The sequence below is a fragment of the Citrobacter sp. Cpo147 genome, from assembly GCF_030332405.1.
Taxonomy (GTDB): domain Bacteria; phylum Pseudomonadota; class Gammaproteobacteria; order Enterobacterales; family Enterobacteriaceae; genus Citrobacter; species Citrobacter portucalensis.
The window spans coordinates 1-15,704 of the sequence record NZ_JAOWHX010000041.1; the positions used below are offsets into that span (position 1 = coordinate 1).

Genomic DNA, 15,704 nt, shown 5'->3' on the forward strand with positions numbered 1-15,704 from the left:
GGTTCTTTAAGGTAAGGAGGTGATCCAACCGCAGGTTCCCCTACGGTTACCTTGTTACGACTTCACCCCAGTCATGAATCACAAAGTGGTAAGCGCCCTCCCGAAGGTTAAGCTACCTACTTCTTTTGCAACCCACTCCCATGGTGTGACGGGCGGTGTGTACAAGGCCCGGGAACGTATTCACCGTGGCATTCTGATCCACGATTACTAGCGATTCCGACTTCATGGAGTCGAGTTGCAGACTCCAATCCGGACTACGACATACTTTATGAGGTCCGCTTGCTCTCGCGAGGTCGCTTCTCTTTGTATATGCCATTGTAGCACGTGTGTAGCCCTACTCGTAAGGGCCATGATGACTTGACGTCATCCCCACCTTCCTCCAGTTTATCACTGGCAGTCTCCTTTGAGTTCCCGGCCTAACCGCTGGCAACAAAGGATAAGGGTTGCGCTCGTTGCGGGACTTAACCCAACATTTCACAACACGAGCTGACGACAGCCATGCAGCACCTGTCTCAGAGTTCCCGAAGGCACCAAAGCATCTCTGCTAAGTTCTCTGGATGTCAAGAGTAGGTAAGGTTCTTCGCGTTGCATCGAATTAAACCACATGCTCCACCGCTTGTGCGGGCCCCCGTCAATTCATTTGAGTTTTAACCTTGCGGCCGTACTCCCCAGGCGGTCGACTTAACGCGTTAGCTCCGGAAGCCACGCCTCAAGGGCACAACCTCCAAGTCGACATCGTTTACGGCGTGGACTACCAGGGTATCTAATCCTGTTTGCTCCCCACGCTTTCGCACCTGAGCGTCAGTCTTTGTCCAGGGGGCCGCCTTCGCCACCGGTATTCCTCCAGATCTCTACGCATTTCACCGCTACACCTGGAATTCTACCCCCCTCTACAAGACTCTAGCCTGCCAGTTTCGGATGCAGTTCCCAGGTTGAGCCCGGGGATTTCACATCCGACTTGACAGACCGCCTGCGTGCGCTTTACGCCCAGTAATTCCGATTAACGCTTGCACCCTCCGTATTACCGCGGCTGCTGGCACGGAGTTAGCCGGTGCTTCTTCTGCGAGTAACGTCAATTGCTGCGGTTATTAACCACAACACCTTCCTCCTCGCTGAAAGTACTTTACAACCCGAAGGCCTTCTTCATACACGCGGCATGGCTGCATCAGGCTTGCGCCCATTGTGCAATATTCCCCACTGCTGCCTCCCGTAGGAGTCTGGACCGTGTCTCAGTTCCAGTGTGGCTGGTCATCCTCTCAGACCAGCTAGGGATCGTCGCCTAGGTGAGCCGTTACCCCACCTACTAGCTAATCCCATCTGGGCACATCCGATGGCAAGAGGCCCGAAGGTCCCCCTCTTTGGTCTTGCGACGTTATGCGGTATTAGCTACCGTTTCCAGTAGTTATCCCCCTCCATCGGGCAGTTTCCCAGACATTACTCACCCGTCCGCCACTCGTCACCCAAGGAGCAAGCTCCTCTGTGCTACCGTTCGACTTGCATGTGTTAGGCCTGCCGCCAGCGTTCAATCTGAGCCATGATCAAACTCTTCAATTTAAAAGTTTGATGCTCAATGAATTAAACTTCGTAATGAATTACGTGTTCACTCGTTGAGACTTGGTATTCATTTTTCGTCTTGCGACGTTAAGAATCCGTATCTTCGAGTGCCCACACAGATTGTCTGATAAATTGTTAAAGAGCAGTTGCGACGCGCTTTAGCGCTCTGTCGCGAGGTGGCGTATATTACGCTTTCCTCTTTCAGAGTCAACCCTCACTTTCAGGTTTTTCTCTTCAACCGAACCGGCTGTTTGTGTGAAGTGATTCACATCCGCCGTGTCGATGGAGGCGCATTATAGGGAGTCGACTCAGGAAGACAAGCGGAAAAATGCATTTTTGTTTCAACCGCTCACCTTTTATCCACAACGCTTACTTTTGCTGCTTTTTTATCGCCATTGGCAGGTCTGCCAGACTATTTATGACCAAATCTGCCGCATTTTCTGCTTCCGGCGTGACGGGTTTTCCTGTGCGCACCAATACCTTCGTGCCAACATTCGCAGCTGCCGCCGCCTGCATATCTTCAATTTTGTCGCCTACCATATAAGAAGCGGCCATATCGATGTGCAAGAAGTCTCGGGCGGAGATAAACATGCCAGGATGTGGTTTACGACAGTCGCAGACCTGACGATACTCTTCTACAGTACCCTGCGGGTGATGCGGGCAGTAGTAGATGCCATCCAGCTCAACGTCGCGATCGGCCAGCGACCAGTCCATCCATTCGGTCAACGTTTCAAACTGCGCCTCAGTAAATTTACCACGCGCGATACCAGACTGGTTCGTCACGATAATAAGCGCGTAACCCATCTTTTTAAGTTCACGCATGGCATCAATAACGCCGTCGATAAACTCAAACTCGTCGATCTCATGTACATAACCGTGGTCCACATTAATGGTACCGTCACGGTCGAGAAAAATTGCGGGTACAGACTTTGCCACCTTTTATAGCTCCTGAATAAGGCATGTGACTCTAGTATCGCATGTTTCAGCGGGCAAGAAAGTGCTCATCGTGCAAAGCCCGATTGATTTAGACGTCTGGATGCCTTAACATCCATCTTGTTGACGGCTTCGACCGTACCTGACAGACGAAAATGCCACGGCTAACTTAATTACGATAATAAATAACCAATGATTAAACTTTCGAATATCACCAAAGTGTTCCAGCAGGGGACTCGCACCATTCAGGCGCTAAATAATGTCAGCCTGCATGTTCCTGCCGGGCAGATTTATGGCGTTATTGGCGCCTCCGGTGCTGGTAAAAGTACGCTCATCCGCTGCGTTAACCTACTCGAACGCCCTACTGAAGGCAGCGTTCAGGTTGGCGGTCAGGAGCTGACCACGCTTTCTGAGTCGGAGTTGACTAAAGCTCGCCGCCAAATCGGCATGATTTTTCAGCACTTTAACCTGCTCTCTTCCCGTACGGTGTTCGGTAACGTCGCACTACCGCTGGAACTGGATAACACGCCAAAAGAAGAGATCAAACGCCGCGTAACAGAACTGTTGGATTTGGTTGGTCTTGGAGACAAGCACGATAGCTACCCGGCCAACCTTTCCGGTGGACAAAAACAGCGTGTGGCGATCGCCCGTGCGCTGGCAAGTAATCCCAAAGTGTTGCTGTGCGATGAAGCTACCAGCGCACTCGATCCGGCAACGACCCGCTCAATTCTGGAATTATTGAAAGATATTAACCGTCGTCTGGGACTCACCATTCTGCTGATTACCCACGAAATGGACGTTGTAAAACGTATTTGTGACTGCGTGGCGGTCATCAGTAATGGTGAACTGATTGAGCAGGACACCGTCAGCGAAGTTTTCTCTCATCCGAAAACGCCGCTGGCACAGAAATTTATCCAGTCCACGCTGCACCTGGATATTCCGGAAGATTATCTGGAACGTTTAAAAGCGGAGCCGGAAGCCGACAGCGTGCCGATGCTGCGTATGGAATTCACCGGCCATTCGGTCGATGCACCGCTACTTTCTGAGACGGCCCGTCGCTTTAATGTGAATAACAATATTATTAGCGCGCAGATGGATTACGCCGGCGGCGTGAAGTTCGGCATCATGCTGACTGAAATGCACGGCACACAGGAAGATACACAAGCAGCCATCAGTTGGTTGCAGGAACACCATGTAAAAGTAGAGGTACTGGGTTATGTCTGAGCCGATGATGTGGCTGCTGGTTCGCGGCGTATGGGAAACGCTGGCAATGACCTTTGTGTCCGGTTTTTTTGGCTTTGTGATTGGTCTGCCGGTCGGCGTGTTGCTGTACGTAACGCGTCCGGGGCAAATTATTGAGAACGCGAAGCTCTACCGTACGCTCTCTGCGCTGGTGAACATTTTCCGTTCCATCCCGTTCATCATCTTACTGGTGTGGATGATTCCGTTCACCCGCATGATCGTAGGCACCTCTATCGGACTGCAGGCCGCTATCGTTCCGCTGACCGTCGGTGCCGCGCCGTTTATCGCCCGTATGGTGGAAAACGCGCTGCTCGAAATCCCGACCGGGCTGATAGAAGCCTCTCGTGCGATGGGCGCCACGCCGCTGCAAATTGTACGTAAGGTATTACTGCCAGAAGCGCTGCCAGGACTGGTCAATGCGGCCACCATCACCCTTATCACGCTGGTTGGTTACTCCGCGATGGGCGGTGCCGTCGGTGCCGGTGGTCTTGGACAGATTGGCTATCAGTACGGCTATATTGGTTACAACGCTACCGTAATGAATACAGTACTGGTATTGCTCGTCGTTCTGGTTTATTTAATTCAGTTATCCGGCGATCGCATCGTCCGGGCTGTCACGCACAAATAACGTTGCACACAACACTAAAAACTCATTAAGAAAAGGAAATAAGCATGGCGTTCAAATTCAAAACCTTTGCGGCAGTTGGAGCCCTGATCGGTTCTCTGGCACTTGTGGGTTGTGGTCAGGATGAAAAAGATCCTAATCACATCAAAGTGGGCGTTATTGTTGGCGCAGAGCAGCAGGTTGCAGAAGTCGCGCAGAAAGTAGCAAAAGAAAAATACGGTCTGGACGTTGAGCTGGTCACGTTTAACGATTACGTTCTGCCTAACGAAGCGCTGAGCAAAGGCGATATCGATGCTAACGCCTTCCAGCACAAACCATACCTGGACCAGCAGATCAAAGATCGCGGTTACAAGCTGGTTGCTGTAGGCAATACTTTTGTTTACCCGATTGCGGGCTACTCCAAAAAAATCAAATCACTGGATGAGCTGCAGGACGGTTCCCAGGTCGCGATTCCAAACGACCCGACTAACCTTGGTCGTTCCTTGCTGCTGCTGCAAAAAGTGGGCTTAATCAAACTGAAAGACGGTGTTGGCCTGCTGCCGACCGCGCTGGACGTGATTGAAAACCCGAAAAACCTGAAGCTGGTTGAACTTGAAGCACCGCAACTGCCACGTTCCCTGGACGATGCACAAATCGCACTGGCGGTCATCAACACCACCTACGCCAGCCAGATCGGCCTGACTCCGGCAAAAGACGGTATCTTTGTTGAAGATAAAGATTCCCCGTACGTAAACCTGATTGTGACTCGTGAAGACAATAAAGATGCTGAGAACGTGAAGAAATTCGTTGAAGCATACCAGTCTGACGAAGTGTACGAAGCAGCAAACAAAGTCTTCAACGGCGGTGCTGTTAAGGGCTGGTAATTTTAGGCTGTTTACAGAATCTGTAATATCATCAGGACGGGCGCTTGCCCGTCTTGTCATTTCTGCAAGCACCTGATTCAATATCTGACGTTTAGATCATTCATTGAGGAAATATTATGCGTGCTTTACCGATCTGTTTAGTAGCACTCTTGCTGAGCGGCTGTTCTATGTTAAGCAGATCCCCTGTTGAACCCGTTCAAAGCACCGCAACCCCGCCGAAAGCGGAGCCGGAAAAACCGAAAGCACCGCGCGCTACGCCGGTAAGAATCATTACTAACGCTGAAGATTTAGTAGGCAAACCGTTCCGCGATCTTGGCGAAGTTAGCGGTGAATCCTGCCAGGCTTCAAACCAGGATTCCCCTCCGAGCATTCCAACCGCACGCAAACGCATGCAGATTAACGCATCAAAAATGAAAGCTAATGCGGTATTGCTGCACAGTTGCGAAGTGACCAGCGGAACGCCGGGTTGCTATCGTCAGGCGGTTTGCATCGGTTCTGCACTGAACATTTCGGCGAAATGAGCCATTTTCAGTTCGAGCAAATAGGCGTTATCCGCTCACCTTATAAAGAAAAGTTCGCAGTTCCACGCCAGCCCGGTCTGGTGAAAAGCGCCAGCGGTGAACTGCATTTGCTCGCACCTTATAACCAGGCCGATGCCGTTCGCGGCCTGGAAGCCTTCAGTCATTTGTGGGTGATTTTTGTTTTTCACCAGACAATGGAAGGTGGATGGCGTCCGACCGTGCGCCCTCCCCGCCTTGGCGGCAACGCCAGAATGGGTGTCTTTGCCACGCGTTCAACGTTTCGTCCTAACCCTGTTGGCATGTCGTTGGTTGAGCTACGGGGCATCCGCTGCCATAAAGAGCACGTGATCCTCGAACTCGGTGGGCTGGATCTCGTTGATGGCACGCCAGTCGTAGATATAAAACCGTATCTGCCGTTTGCCGAATCGTTACCCGATGCTCGTGCCAGCTATGCTCAGGATGCCCCCCAGGCCAGCGTAGACGTGACGTTCAGTGAAGATCTCGCGGAGCAGCTACCGAAGCTCGAACAACGTTACCCGCATCTTCGTCAGTTTATTGCCGAAGTGCTGGCGCAGGATCCGCGTCCTGCCTACCGTAAAAACGAGGAAGAAGGCAAAACCTACGCCGTCTGGCTGCTGGACTTTAACGTCCGCTGGCGCGTCACGCCGTCAGGATTTGAGGTCTTTGCTCTGGAAGCCCGCTAATTTGCGTCGCGTACTCTTTTGACATCCCTTTCTCGCTGGTAAACTAAACCACTTTTGTTTTGTGCCAGGCTCGTTTTGAGCCTGTTCGATCGTTCAACTGGAACCGTAACAACATGCGTACTAGCCAATATCTGCTCTCCACTCTGAAGGAGACACCTGCCGACGCCGAAGTCATCAGCCACCAGCTGATGCTGCGCGCCGGGATGATCCGCAAGCTGGCCTCCGGGTTATATACCTGGCTGCCGACCGGCGTGCGCGTCCTGAAAAAAGTCGAAAACATCGTGCGTGAAGAGATGAACAACGCCGGTGCGATCGAGGTGTTGATGCCGGTCGTTCAGCCTTCTGAACTGTGGGAAGAGAGCGGCCGTTGGGAACAATACGGCCCGGAACTGCTGCGTATTGCTGACCGTGGCGATCGTTCGTTCGTCCTCGGCCCAACGCATGAAGAAGTGATCACCGACCTGATCCGTAACGAGCTGAGCTCTTACAAACAGCTGCCGCTGAACTTCTATCAGATCCAGACCAAATTCCGTGACGAAGTCCGTCCGCGCTTCGGCGTGATGCGCTCCCGCGAATTCCTGATGAAAGATGCATACTCTTTCCACACCTCTCAGGAATCCCTGCAGGAAACCTACGACGCGATGTACGCTGCGTATAGCAAAATCTTCAGCCGTATGGGGCTGGATTTCCGTGCAGTACAAGCGGATACAGGTTCTATTGGCGGCAGCGCCTCTCACGAATTCCAGGTGCTGGCGCAGAGCGGCGAAGACGATGTGATCTTCTCCGATTCCTCTGACTATGCGGCGAACATCGAATTTGCCGAAGCCGTTGCGCCGAAAGAGCCGCGCGCGGCAGCAACCCAGGAAATGACGCTGGTAGATACGCCGAACGCTAAAACCATCGCCGAACTGGTTGAGCAGTTCAACCTGCCTATCGAAAAAACCGTGAAAACCCTGCTGGTGAAAGCGGTTGAAGGCAGCAGCTACCCGCTGGTCGCCCTGCTGGTTCGTGGCGATCACGAGCTGAACGAAGTCAAAGCAGAAAAACTGCCGCAGGTTGCCAGCCCACTGACCTTTGCCACCGAAGAAGAAATTCGTGCGCTGGTAAAAGCAGGTCCTGGCTCGCTCGGTCCGGTGAATATGCCAATTCCGGTGGTTATCGACCGTACCGTTGCAGTAATGAGCGATTTCGCTGCCGGTGCCAACATCGACGGTAAACACTATTTCGGTATCAACTGGGATCGCGATGTGGCCACCCCGGAAGTTGCTGACATCCGTAACGTGGTCGCCGGCGACCCTAGCCCGGACGGCAAAGGTACGCTGATGATCAAACGCGGTATCGAAGTCGGCCACATCTTCCAGTTGGGTACCAAGTACTCTGAAGCGATGAAAGCCGCTGTTCAGGGCGAAGATGGCCGTAACCAGACGCTGACTATGGGCTGTTACGGTATCGGGGTCACTCGCGTGGTTGCCGCGGCTATTGAACAGAACTTTGACGATCGTGGCATCGTATGGCCAGATGCCATTGCCCCGTTCCAGGTCGCTATTCTGCCGATGAACATGCACAAATCCTACCGTGTGCAGGAGCTGGCTGAAAAGCTGTACACTGAGCTGCGCGCGCAGGGTATCGAAGTGCTGATGGACGATCGTAAAGAGCGTCCGGGCGTGATGTTTGCCGATATGGAACTGATCGGTATCCCACACACCATCGTGCTGGGCGACCGTAACCTCGATAACGACGATATCGAATACAAATACCGTCGTAACGGCGAGAAAGAGCTGATTAAAACCGGCGACATCGTCGACTTCCTGGTCAAAGCCATTAAAGGCTAATACCAACAAAAAGGCCCTGATTATCAGGGCCTTTTTTCTATCGATTAATTACACGCTTTACCAGGGATAAATTTCGCGTCTTTATCCGCCATCAACGTTTTCACTTTCTCACCCGTATCCGGGTTTGACTCCAACGTGAAATGCGCCTCAAGCGTCAGCAGTACGGACTGTCCGTTTTCCGCACGAGCGGCTAAATAGTCGCGTTCAAGCTGAGCGTTATTCGCCACCGGCATCCGTTTACCCGTTGCGCAGTCGGTAAAGATTGCCGCGTCAGCCATATAGAAATACATGCCTCGCATCGGCATTGGCGTCACCGGTAAGCTGGCGGAAACCGGCTGGAGCGTGTAATTAAACTGTGACTCAATCGGGTTACCTTCACGATCGAGCATTTCCAGCGCCTCGCCTTTAGCCCGGTAGTACGACTTCTCACCTTTGCTGTCGGTCAGCACCAGTTTGTCGGCTGTACGCGCCCATGTGCCATAAGAGGCAAATGAAGACGGTTCATCCCGCACGCCCTGATAGCGTTCGTTCATCACCCATGTGCCGTCTTTTTCCAGAAACAGAGAGGTTTCAATCCCTTCGCAGTCCGCACAAGGTAAGATGCCACGCCAGCTTTGCTGCATCGGTTTTAATTCTGCCGCCCGCGTCGGCTGTAGTACTTCAACTTCAGTACGGTTATTACAGCCAATCAAGGAAAAAAGCGTGCATGCAGCGACCACGGACAATATTGCTGTTTTCACTATCAATTCCTTATTTATTTTTATTCCCGCTCGTCAGTCTTGCGTTCGACGAACTCTCCCGCGCAGTGCTTTCACTGTGGATTTTTGCGCCTTCGATGACAACCTGCGCTCTTTCGAGGCGCGCGTAGGGCGAGTTGCCTGTCGGCTTTTTTGCACCGCGGTTAATTCTTTTATCACCGCCACCAGTCGGGAGATTGCCGCTTCCCGATTGAGCTCCTGGCTACGGTATTCCTGCGCCTTAATGATAATAATGCCATCGCCGCTAATCAGATGATGGCTGGCAGCCAGCAGGCGTTCCTTGTAATACTCTGGCAGGCTCGAGGCCCGAATGTCAAAGCGCAAATGGATAGCCGTCGAGGTCTTGTTAACGTGCTGACCACCCGCGCCTTGTGCCCGAATCGCCGTGATTTCCAGCTCATTATCAGGGATAGAGACGTTTCGGGAGAGAACAATCATGAACGCGGCTGCCACGCGGTCAGATGAATTTCCAGATTGTTCTGAGAGTCGGACAGCCAAATAGCGCCGTCCTGAATAGTCGCCTGCAGCGCCATTGTACGACCAGCAAAATCACTCAGTTGCGCCAGCTGTTCATCATCCAGATACCACACGGTGAGATTTTTAAACTGCGCACATTTGTTCTGGTTTTGCTGCCACCAGATCTGAGCCGCACGGCTGTTGTAGGCAAACAGAGCAACCTCACCAGACTGGGTACAGGCTTTCTTGATACGGCGCTCATCCGGCAGACCCAACTCAATCCAAAGATCGATGCCCAGATGGTCGTTACGCAGCCATGCTTCAGGCTCGTCTTCCGCGCTCAGGCCACGCGTGAACTGCAGCCGCTCATCGGCATATTTAATCCAGGCAAGCAGGCGCAGCATCATACGCTCCTGGGTTTCAGAGGGGTGACGCGCCAGCGTCAAGGCCGCGTCAAGAAACTGGTTGCGGTCAAGATCCGCTACGTTGACGACGGCTTTATAAATTGTCGCTTTAAGCGCCATGGGAGAACTCCTTTCGAATCAGGCGCACATTGTAGCGAAAACTGCGGCAAAAGGCTGCTAACTGCTCATCTATCAAGACGCTGATATTGCTTGAATGAGTATGGTATAGTCACCTTGCTAAACAGAGTTTATCTTCGTAGGCTTAGACTTGCATCCACGGTTAAGTCAGAGTGCTGACAGGAGGGCATGTGGAAAAATATTGTGAGTTAATACGCAAGCGGTACGCGGAAATCGCCAGCGGAGACTTAGGGTATATCCCGGATGCGCTGGGTTGCGTATTGAAAGTGCTTAATGAAGTGGCGGCAGACAGCGCCCTTCCAGAGTCGGTCAGGGAAAAAGCGGCCTATGCTGCCGCGAACTTACTGGTGAGCGATTATGTCAATGAATGAAACGTATCAACCCATCAACTGCGATGATTACGACAATCTTGAACTCGCCTGCCAGCACCATTTGTTACTGACGCTGGCGTTAAAAGATGGCGAAGTTTTGCAGGCGAAAGCGAACGACCTGGTTTCACGCAAAAACGTGGAGTATCTGGTCGCAGATGTCGCAGGTGAAACCCGGGAGCTTCGCCTCGACAAAATTGCCAGCTTCAGCCACCCGCAGATCGGTACTGTGGTGGTCAGCGAATCCTGATTATTTTGGTGCCGGATGACGGTGCAAAGCATCTTATCCGGCCTACTTTCCACGCCAAACCAGACTCACGCCTTCTTCATCTTCCGCCGCTCCCTCACGCGTCACGAAAATACCCGCAGCCGCAATCAACGTTTCGCCGTAAAACAGCAGCGGTGTGGTATCTCGTCGCCAGGGCGGGATCCCCTGCTCCTGCCAGATTTTCTTTAATTTCCGTCCACCGTTACGCCCGACAATATGCAATAAGCCTGGTGCTTTGAAACGAATGCTGACGGCTTCATCCTCTTGCGGCATGCGCAATTCACCCGCAGAGATTAACTGAACCGAACCCAATCCGGCAGGCAGCGCCAACGGTGTTTTCCACTCTAACCATGGGATAACGGTTTCGCTTTGCCCATCGACTGACTTCACCCACCACAGCTGTGACTGATAACGACGGACCTCGTACTCCCCAAGGCGAAAACAGGGTGAGGCATCTTCCCGCGCCAGCGCCACTTCCTGCCAGATACGTTCCAGTCCATCACGAGAAGGCATCGGCGCATTTAACCCCGCCAGCCAGCGACGAAGCAGCGCGGCACGACGCACGTCGCTCACCATCATTAACGGTACCAGTAACAATGTGCCGTGGGCTGTGATGCAATCGGCTAAATCGCTGGCCAGCAGTTCATCCAGTAAACTCTCCTGCTCAGCACACAGCGCGGCGCTGCGGGCTACGGCTTGCGCGAAGTGCGGCCAGCGCTGTTGCAGCAATGGGGTAACGCGCAATCTGAGGAAATTGCGATCGTAGGTATCATCCTGATTGCTTTCATCTTCAATCCAGCATAATTCATGCTGCCGCGCCCATGCTTCTAGCGCCTCTCGCGTTTGCGCCAGCAGCGGTCGAATCAGCTGGGTTCCGGCGAACGGTGAGTTTTCGCCCATGGCGGAAAGTCCGGCAGGACCACTACCGCGCTTAAGCGCCAGCAAAAAGGTTTCACACTGGTCATCGAGATGCTGGGCGGTCATCAGCACCTCGCCCGGTAGTAAGGTCTGCGCAAATGCCTGATAGCGCGCGCGTCGTGCCTGAGCTTCGATGCCCAGACCATCATCCTCAAGGTGTACCCGCTCAACCACCAGCGGCACCTGCCACTGCATACATACTGACTCACAGTGCTGCACCCAACTGTCTGCATGTGGGCTTAATCCGTGATGAATATGGATTGCGCGTAAAGCGACCTCAGGATGCTGCGCTCGCCACTGCACCAGCTGATGCAGGAGTACGGTTGAGTCCAGCCCGCCGCTAAAGGCGACCAAAATCGATTGAAAATTCAGCAGTGAAGTGTTCAGCGTGAGTGTCGTCATGATGGTTACTTACAATGGCATTGCCCGGCACGTTACCGGGCTAACACCACAATGACAAGCCTTACATCTCGTACAGTTCGAGGGGCAATCCGTCCGGATCGTTGAAAAACGTAAAGCGTTTACCGGTAAATGGATCGATACGTATGGATTCACACTTCACGTGGTGTGCTTCCAGATGCGCGATCGACTTTTCCACATCCTCCACACTGAACGCCAGATGACGCAAACCGCAGGCTTCCGGTCGGCTCGGACGGCAAGGTGGAAACGGGAAAGAAAAAAGCTCAATCACATACTGGCCGTTCAATGCCAGATCGCCTTTCCACGAGTCTCTCTCTTCCCGATAGGCTTCGCTCATCAGTGTAAAGCCAAGCACATCGCAGTAAAATGCCTTACTCGCCGCGTAGTCCGTCGCAATAATGGCAATATGGTGAACCTGTTTTAATCCCAGCATAGCGTCATCGCCTCTTTCATTTTTCTGTCAGCACGTTACTCGTACGTCTTAGGGTCAGGCAAGTCGTTATGCCATTTTTAAGACTCTCACGCGATACACACCATCCTCGCCCAGTTTAGCGCCATGGATATCGGTTTCAAATCCCGGGTAGCGCTGCCCCACTGAACACAGCATCAGAAGAAAATCGAGGACAGCCCGGCTTTTAGCAGTGATCATTTCCCCGGGCATCAAGAGCGGCACGCCGGGAGGATAAGGCAGGATCATATTGGCGGACACGCGTCCTACCAGTTGATCAAGCGCCACGGTTTCCACCTCACCTTTGATCTGCCGCTGCCAGGCCTGGTGCGGTGTCATTTTCATTTCCGGCAAGGTATCAAATGCCCGCAGCATCAGTCCGGAGAGATCGTGCTGGCGGATCAGCTTATGGATCCCCTGCGCCAGATCCTGAATACGCATATTGCGATAGAAATCGGGATCTTCAGCATACAGATCCGGCAGCATATTTTTCACGCGTAAATTCAGATCGTACGAGCGCTTAAATTCCGTCAGGCCACGTAGCAGCCCCATCGCCCGGGTTTTATCAATGCCAATACTGAACAGGAACAACAGGTTATACGGTCCCGTTTTTTCGACGACGACGCCGCGTTCATCAAGGAATTTCGCCACCAGCGCCGCGGGGATCCCCTCTTCGCTCATATTTCCCTGTTCATCCATTCCCGGCGTCAGAATCGTGACCTTCACCGGGTCGAGGAACATGTGGTCGGCATCAGCATCAATAAATCCGTGCCAGTCTTCACCTGGCGCTACCGGCCAACATTCTGCTTCATCGACCTTTTCCGGCTGCCAGATATCAAAGAACCAGCCATCCGACTCTTCGCGCAGACGCTGCACTTCTTTACGGAAATGCAACGCCCGTTCCACCGAACGATTGATTAACCGCTTGCCGGAATTGCCACGCAGCATTGCCGCCGCCGTTTCTATCGACGCCACAATCGGATAGCTCGGAGACGTGGAGGTATGCATCATAAAGGCTTCGTTAAACGTGTCTTCATCATAGTCACCCTTAATGTGGATCAGCGAAGCCTGTGACAACGCCGCCAGCATCTTGTGGGTGGACTGTGTTTCAAAAATCACCTTTCCCGGTACCCGTTCGCCGCTCATCCCGCTTTTCCCCTGATAGATCGGATGAAAATGGGTATACGGCACCCAGGCTGAATCAAAATGGATGGAGGGCACATCCAGGGTTTGCTTGATCCAGTTGGTGTTATAAAGCAGCCCGTCATAGGTGGAGTTAGTAATCACCGCGTGTACCGGCCATTGCGCCTGAGTCGTCTCTTCTACCTTGCGTTCAATACTTGCGCGGGTAAATTCCCGGCGGGGTATACCGCCGAGGATCCCCAACGCGTTACGCGTAGGCTTCAGCCAGATTGGCACCACATCGCTCATCATCAGCAAATGCGCCAGCGACTTATGGCAGTTGCGGTCAATCAGTAACGTACTGCCTGCAGGCGCAGCATACATGCCGACAATCTTGTTCGATGTCGAGGTGCCGTTGGTCACCATATAGCTCTGCTCAGCACCAAAGGTGCGAGCGATGTACTCCTCCGCCTCGAGGTGTGGTCCGGTATGATCAAGCAATGAACCCAGTTCGGTTACGGAAATGGACACGTCGGCTTTCAGCGTATTTCCGCCAAAGAAATCATAGAACAGGCAGCCGACCGGGCTTTTCTGGTACGCCGTACCCGCCATGTGCCCGGGCGTACAGAAGGTATACTTTCCTTCCTTCACATAGGTAAACAGCGCCTTGGTGAACGGAGGCGTGATGTTATCGAGGTATTCGCTGGTGTACTGACGGATGCGGGTAGCAATATCTTCAGACTGACCCAGCGCATACTCAAAAAACCACAGCGCCATGCGCAGGTCGTGCGCACTGACATCCATCGTCGAATGGGTATTAATAAAGGCGTAGAGCGGGAGATACTCGTTGAGCTGGTTGATGTCACTGCACAGCTCCAGGCTATATTCATCCCAGTCAAAAATGACGCCGCAAATTCGCGGGTTGTGTTCGATAAACTTCAGCAGGTCAACGCTATTCTGCGGCCAGATAATCTGAAATCCCTGCTGTTGCAGCGCACGTTCAAGTTCCTTGATGGGCTCATCTTTATAAAAGACGCCATGCGGTCCCATGATGGCAATGATATTCATGCGTTCCTCCTGGAAAAACCTTAGTTAATCATAGCCTGGTCAAACCGCAGGTAAAAAAAAGGGCCACAACGTTGCGGCCCTTTTCGGAATTAATGCAGTTTACGCGTAACCGTAGCTCATCAGGCGCTGGTAACGACGGTTTTTCAGATCGTCTTTGCTTAACACGTCGAGATCGGCGAGATCGGCCAGCAGCTGCGCTTTCAGGGACGCAGCCATCACTTCCGGATTGCGGTGTGCGCCGCCTAACGGTTCCGGAATGATAGAGTCGATAAGCTTAAGCTCTTTCAGACGCGGGGCAACAATTCCCATCGCTTCTGCGGCCAGCGGCGCTTTGTCGGCGCTTTTCCACAGAATGGAAGCACAACCTTCCGGGGAGATAACGGAATAGGTGCTGTATTGCAGCATATTCACTTTATCGCCTACACCGATCGCCAGCGCGCCACCGGAACCACCTTCACCGATAACGGTACAGATTACCGGTACGCTCAGACGCGACATTTCACGCAGGTTGCGCGCGATCGCTTCTGACTGACCACGCTCTTCCGCGCCCACGCCCGGGTAAGCCCCTGGGGTGTCGATGAAGGTAATGATCGGCATGTTGAAACGCTCGGCCATTTCCATCAGACGCAGCGCTTTGCGATAGCCTTCCGGCGCTGGCATGCCGAAATTACGGCGAATCTTTTCTTTGGTCTCACGGCCTTTCTGATGACCAATGATCATCACCGGACGACCATCCAGACGCGCGATACCGCCGACAATAGCTTTATCATCCGCATAAGCACGATCGCCCGCCAGCTCATCAAATTCATCAAACGCCAGGCGGACATAATCCAGGGTGTACGGACGCTGTGGATGGCGCGCCAGTTGGGCTACCTGCCATGCGCCAAGATCGGCGAAGATTTTACGCGTCAGTTCTACGCTTTTTTCACGCAGGCGATGCACTTCTTCATCGATGTTAATATCCAGTTTCTCATCCTGACGGCTAACCGCAGTCAAAGAATCGATTTTTGCTTCCAGCTCTGCAATCGGCTGTTCAAAATCAAGGAAATTCAGACTCATAGT

General features: G+C 52.8%; 16 protein-coding genes and 1 rRNA gene. 8 read left to right on the forward strand and 9 right to left on the reverse strand.

What is annotated here, in order from left to right:
* Positions 1–12: 12 nt before the first annotated feature.
* Together OGY06_RS20785 and gmhB are read right to left on the reverse strand one after the other, a co-directional pair.
* Positions 13–1,554, reverse strand: a 16S ribosomal RNA gene (locus tag OGY06_RS20785).
* A gap of 369 nt (positions 1,555–1,923) precedes the next feature.
* Entirely contained in the window at positions 1,924–2,490 is a 567-nt protein-coding gene (gene gmhB / locus OGY06_RS20790) for a D-glycero-beta-D-manno-heptose 1,7-bisphosphate 7-phosphatase (protein WP_003829138.1), read from the reverse strand.
* Positions 2,491–2,679: 189 nt separating this feature from the next.
* Here gmhB and metN point away from each other — a divergent pair, with 189 nt between their 5' ends.
* The 6 genes from metN (at position 2,680) to proS (ending at position 8,274) form a co-directional block, all read left to right on the forward strand.
* A complete protein-coding gene (metN, locus tag OGY06_RS20795) occupies positions 2,680–3,711 on the forward strand; it encodes a methionine ABC transporter ATP-binding protein MetN (protein WP_003829140.1) in 1,032 nt (343 codons plus the stop codon).
* Entirely contained in the window at positions 3,704–4,357 is a 654-nt protein-coding gene (locus OGY06_RS20800) for a methionine ABC transporter permease MetI (protein ID WP_003018471.1), read from the forward strand. Before metN ends, OGY06_RS20800 begins: the two co-directional genes overlap by 8 nt.
* 44 nt (positions 4,358–4,401) lie before the next feature.
* Positions 4,402–5,217, forward strand: a complete 816-nt coding sequence (metQ, locus tag OGY06_RS20805; protein WP_003829145.1) for a methionine ABC transporter substrate-binding lipoprotein MetQ — start codon at positions 4,402–4,404, stop codon at positions 5,215–5,217.
* Positions 5,218–5,333: 116 nt separating this feature from the next.
* Positions 5,334–5,738 carry an envelope stress sensor lipoprotein RcsF gene (rcsF, locus tag OGY06_RS20810; RefSeq protein ID WP_003018477.1) on the forward strand — a complete coding sequence of 135 codons (405 nt, stop codon included), beginning with the start codon at positions 5,334–5,336 and terminating at the stop codon, positions 5,736–5,738.
* Complete coding sequence (gene tsaA, locus OGY06_RS20815; RefSeq protein ID WP_003829147.1) at positions 5,735–6,442, forward strand: tRNA (N6-threonylcarbamoyladenosine(37)-N6)-methyltransferase TrmO; 708 nt, start codon at positions 5,735–5,737, stop codon at positions 6,440–6,442. The genes rcsF and tsaA overlap by 4 nt, the downstream gene beginning before the upstream one ends.
* A gap of 113 nt (positions 6,443–6,555) precedes the next feature.
* Complete coding sequence (gene proS, locus OGY06_RS20820) at positions 6,556–8,274, forward strand: proline--tRNA ligase (protein WP_164563107.1); 1,719 nt, start codon at positions 6,556–6,558, stop codon at positions 8,272–8,274.
* A gap of 44 nt (positions 8,275–8,318) precedes the next feature.
* Here proS and nlpE read toward each other — a convergent pair whose 3' ends face one another.
* Genes nlpE through OGY06_RS20835 form a run of 3 tightly spaced genes read right to left on the reverse strand, consistent with a single transcriptional unit; the run spans position 8,319 to position 10,012 of the window.
* Complete coding sequence (gene nlpE, locus OGY06_RS20825) at positions 8,319–9,017, reverse strand: envelope stress response activation lipoprotein NlpE (RefSeq protein ID WP_085951559.1); 699 nt, start codon at positions 9,015–9,017, stop codon at positions 8,319–8,321.
* A 30-nt stretch (positions 9,018–9,047) separates the two neighbouring features.
* The gene (gene arfB, locus OGY06_RS20830; protein ID WP_032942412.1) at positions 9,048–9,470 is read right to left on the reverse strand and encodes an alternative ribosome rescue aminoacyl-tRNA hydrolase ArfB; all 423 of its coding nucleotides are present in this window, start codon (positions 9,468–9,470) and stop codon (positions 9,048–9,050) included.
* On the reverse strand, positions 9,467–10,012 hold the full coding sequence (locus tag OGY06_RS20835) for a YaeQ family protein (protein WP_003018497.1): 546 nt from the start codon (positions 10,010–10,012) through the stop codon (positions 9,467–9,469). Before OGY06_RS20835 ends, arfB begins: the two co-directional genes overlap by 4 nt.
* A gap of 188 nt (positions 10,013–10,200) precedes the next feature.
* Here OGY06_RS20835 and OGY06_RS20840 point away from each other — a divergent pair, with 188 nt between their 5' ends.
* Positions 10,201–10,401, forward strand: a complete 201-nt coding sequence (locus OGY06_RS20840; protein WP_003018499.1) for a YaeP family protein — start codon at positions 10,201–10,203, stop codon at positions 10,399–10,401.
* Positions 10,388–10,648, forward strand: a complete 261-nt coding sequence (gene rof / locus OGY06_RS20845) for a Rho-binding antiterminator (protein ID WP_003018503.1) — start codon at positions 10,388–10,390, stop codon at positions 10,646–10,648. The genes OGY06_RS20840 and rof overlap by 14 nt, the downstream gene beginning before the upstream one ends.
* A 42-nt stretch (positions 10,649–10,690) precedes the next feature.
* Here rof and tilS read toward each other — a convergent pair whose 3' ends face one another.
* The 4 genes from tilS to accA form a co-directional block, all read right to left on the reverse strand.
* Positions 10,691–11,986: a tRNA lysidine(34) synthetase TilS gene (tilS, locus tag OGY06_RS20850; RefSeq protein WP_164563108.1), complete on the reverse strand. Its 1,296-nt coding sequence runs from the start codon at positions 11,984–11,986 to the stop codon at positions 10,691–10,693.
* A gap of 61 nt (positions 11,987–12,047) precedes the next feature.
* Positions 12,048–12,437 carry a VOC family protein gene (locus OGY06_RS20855; protein ID WP_008786273.1) on the reverse strand — a complete coding sequence of 130 codons (390 nt, stop codon included), beginning with the start codon at positions 12,435–12,437 and terminating at the stop codon, positions 12,048–12,050.
* A 66-nt stretch (positions 12,438–12,503) separates the two neighbouring features.
* Positions 12,504–14,642: a lysine decarboxylase LdcC gene (gene ldcC, locus OGY06_RS20860; protein ID WP_286605922.1), complete on the reverse strand. Its 2,139-nt coding sequence runs from the start codon at positions 14,640–14,642 to the stop codon at positions 12,504–12,506.
* A gap of 99 nt (positions 14,643–14,741) precedes the next feature.
* Positions 14,742–15,701 carry an acetyl-CoA carboxylase carboxyl transferase subunit alpha gene (gene accA, locus OGY06_RS20865; RefSeq protein ID WP_003829164.1) on the reverse strand — a complete coding sequence of 320 codons (960 nt, stop codon included), beginning with the start codon at positions 15,699–15,701 and terminating at the stop codon, positions 14,742–14,744.
* Positions 15,702–15,704 lie beyond the last annotated feature (3 nt).